The following is a 2,962-nucleotide window of genomic DNA, read 5'->3' as shown; positions in this document are numbered from 1 at the left end:
AGGAACTGCACGTCGAGCGAGACCTCGCCCGTGCCGTCGCAGGTGGGGCAGCGCAGGCGCCCGGTGTTGTACGAGAAGTCCCCCGCCTTGTAGCCAGCGGCGCGCGCTTCGTCGGTGCGAGCATACGCGCGGCGCAGCTCGTCATGGACGCCGGCGTAAGTGGCCACGGTGGAGCGCACGTTGATGCCAATCGGCGTGGCGTCGATGAGGTTGGCGCGCCGCACGCCCTCGGCGTCCACCCAGCGCACGTGCGCAGGCGGCCACTCCCCCGCCGCCACGGCGGAAAGCGCCGGCACCAGTGTCTCCAGCACGAGCGTCGTCTTGCCCGAGCCCGAGACGCCCGTCACCACCACGAGCCGCCCGCGCGGCACCTCCACGTGGAGCGGTCGCACCGTGTGCAGCGCCTCGGTCTCCATCGAGATGGTACCGAGGTCGAACATCTCCTCCGCGTCCGCGCGCGGCCGAGAGAGCACGTCCTTCTCGCCCGTGAGAAAACCGCCGACGCGCGAGGCCGGGTTGGCTGCCACCTCGGCGACACTCCCCTGGCAGATCACGCGACCGCCGTCCGTACCCGCGCCGGGGCCAAGCTCGATGAGATGGTCTGCCTCGGCGAGGATGCGCGCGTCGTGGTCAACCATCACGACGGAGTTGCCGTCCGCCAGGAGGTCGCGCATGACGCCGAGAAGCCCGTCCACGTTGGCGGGATGCAGGCCGATGGACGGCTCGTCGAGCACGTAGAGCACGCCCGTCGTGCGGTTGCGCACGGCGCGGGCCAGCTGCACGCGCTGGCGCTCGCCCGTGGAGAGCGTGGACGCCGCGCGGTCGAGCGAAAGGTAGCCGAGGCCGAGGTCCAGCAGGCGCCGCGCCGTGTGCTGGAAGGACTCGCAGATGCTCTCCGCCATGGGGCGCACGTCGTCCGGTAGGCCGGCGGGCACCGCGGCGACCCACGTCACCAGCTCGCCGAGCGTCATCGCCGTAGCGTCGGCGAGGCTGATCCCCGCCACCCGCGGGGCGCGCGCCGCCTCCGAAAGGCGCGTGCCGCCGCAGTCGGGACAGGGGCCCTCCGTGAGGAAGCGGCTCACGCGCTTGAGGCCCTTCTCGTCCTTGACCTTGGCGAGCGCGTTCTCCACGGTGTAGACCGCGTTGAAGTAGGTGAAGTCCAGCTCAGCGAAGTCGTCGCCCTTCTTGGGGTGATAGAGGATGTGCTTCTTGACGGCCGGACCGTGGAAGACGATGTCGCGCTCCTCGGGCGTGAGCTCGCTAAACGGCACGTTGGTGCGCACGCCCATGGCGCCGCAGACCTGCTTCATGAGATCCCACATGAGGCTGCCCCACGGCAGCACCGCGCCGTCGTCGATGGAGATGGACTCGTCGGGCACGAGCGACGCCTCGTTGACCGTGCGCGCGATGCCCGTGCCGCCGCAGGCGGGGCACGCGCCGGTGCTGTTGAACGCCAGGTCCTCGGCACCGGGGCCAAAGAACTTCTCGCCGCAGACGGGGCACGTGATGGGCTGATCCGTGGCAATCGCCGTGGAGGGTGGGGCGTAGGCGCCGCAGTGCGGGCAGCGGTGGCTCGCCACGCGCGAGAAAAGCAGGCGCAGGCTGTTGAGCAGCTCGGACATGGTGCCGAAGGTACTGCGCACGCCCGGCACCGCCGGACGCTGGTGGAGCGCCAGCGCCGCCGGCACGTATCGGACATCGTCCACGGCGGCATGGCTCGCCTGCGTCATGCGGCGGCGCGTGTACGTGGAGAGCGACTCCAGGTAGCGGCGGCTGCCCTCGGCGTAGAGCACGCCCAGTGCGAGCGAGCTCTTGCCGGAGCCGGAGACCCCGGCCACGCCCACGAGCTCGTTCAGCGGGATGTCAACGTCAACATCCTTGAGGTTGTGCACGCGGGCGCCGCGCACCTCGATGTGGTCGGGCGCCGTGCCGCCACGAGGGGACATGCTAGACCAGCTTGCCCTTGCAGTGGTCGACCATGTGCTGGATCATCTGCGCGGTCCAGCCCATGTAGTCGCGACGGCGGGCCTTGAGCTGGCCGTCCACGAGCTCGTCGAAGGAGACCTTGATCTTGCCAAAGCGCGTCACGCGCACGGGCTCCTCGTGCGTAAGGCAGCTCTCCTCGACCTTGGCGGCAGCAAATCCGGCCAGGACCTTCGGGTTGTACATCACGTGAGCGGTGCCGTCGTCGTCCTGGTAGACAACGACCGCCTTGGTCACGCCAATCTGGTTGGCGGCGAGGCAGACGGCATCGTCGATGGAGGCGAGCGTGTCTACGAGGTCCTGCGCCAGGTCGGCGTCCTCGGCGGTCGCGGGCTCGCACGGGGTGGAGAGGATGGCCTCGTCGTGGACCAGTTCCTTGATCATGGGTTTCCCTTCGGATTAGGGTATGCTGCACAGGCAATTATAGCGAGCCGGCGCCGCCGACGAGGGAGGGTGGACATGTTCAACATCGTGCTGGTGGCGCCGGAGATTCCGGCCAACACGGGAAACATCGGACGCACCTGCGTGGTCACGGGGTCGCGCCTGCACCTCGTGGGGCCGCTCGGCTTCTCGCTGGACGAGAAGGGCCTGCATCGCGCGGGGCTCGGCTACTGGGAGAGCCTGGACGTCGTGGTACACGAGAACTGGGAGGCGTTTCTTGACGCAGCGGGTCCCACAGCACGCCTGCACCTCCTCACCAAGAAGGCGCGTCGCACCTATGCCGAGGCGCGTTATCAAGACGGCGACTACCTCGTCTTTGGCTGCGAGAGCGTGGGGCTTCCCGAGGAGCTGCTCGCCGCCCACGCCGATCGCTGCGAGCGCATCCCCATGCTGCCGGACGCCACGTCGCTCAGAAACGCCTCGACCTGGGGCACGCCGGGCAGCCATAACACCCTCTTGGCCCAGGATGTGTGCGGCAACTTCGTGAGCCCGGAGGATTATCGCATCAGCGCGCTCAACCTCTCAACCGCGGCCGCCA

3 protein-coding genes are annotated in these 2,962 nt (G+C 69.0%); 1 reads left to right on the top strand and 2 read right to left on the bottom strand.

Annotation, left to right across the window (positions count from 1 at the left end; genetic code table 11):
- The coding region (locus tag Q0J48_RS07275) for an excinuclease ABC subunit UvrA (protein WP_296242821.1) at nucleotides 1-1,946 on the bottom strand (1,946 nt) is incomplete at its 3' end.
- A 1-nt stretch (nucleotide 1,947) separates the two neighbouring features.
- A complete protein-coding gene (locus Q0J48_RS07270) occupies nucleotides 1,948-2,367 on the bottom strand; it encodes a peptide deformylase (RefSeq protein ID WP_296242820.1) in 420 nt (139 codons plus the stop codon).
- Nucleotides 2,368-2,442: 75 nt separating this feature from the next.
- Here Q0J48_RS07270 and Q0J48_RS07265 point away from each other — a divergent pair.
- Nucleotides 2,443-2,962, top strand: a 520-nt coding sequence (locus tag Q0J48_RS07265; protein ID WP_296242819.1) for a tRNA (cytidine(34)-2'-O)-methyltransferase, incomplete at its 3' end; no start/stop codon positions are given.

Source organism: uncultured Faecalicoccus sp. (genome assembly GCF_944325745.1).
Lineage (GTDB): Bacteria > Bacillota_I > Bacilli_A > Erysipelotrichales > Erysipelotrichaceae > Faecalicoccus.
The sequence above is the reverse complement of the archived record's forward strand: the minus strand, read 5'-3'. Positions and strand labels throughout refer to the sequence as shown.

Excerpts from the sequence above, each read along its gene's own strand:
- Q0J48_RS07270 (WP_296242820.1), bottom strand. The coding sequence starts at position 2,367 with ATGATCAAGGAACTGGTCCACGACGAGGCCATCCTCTCCACCCCGTGC.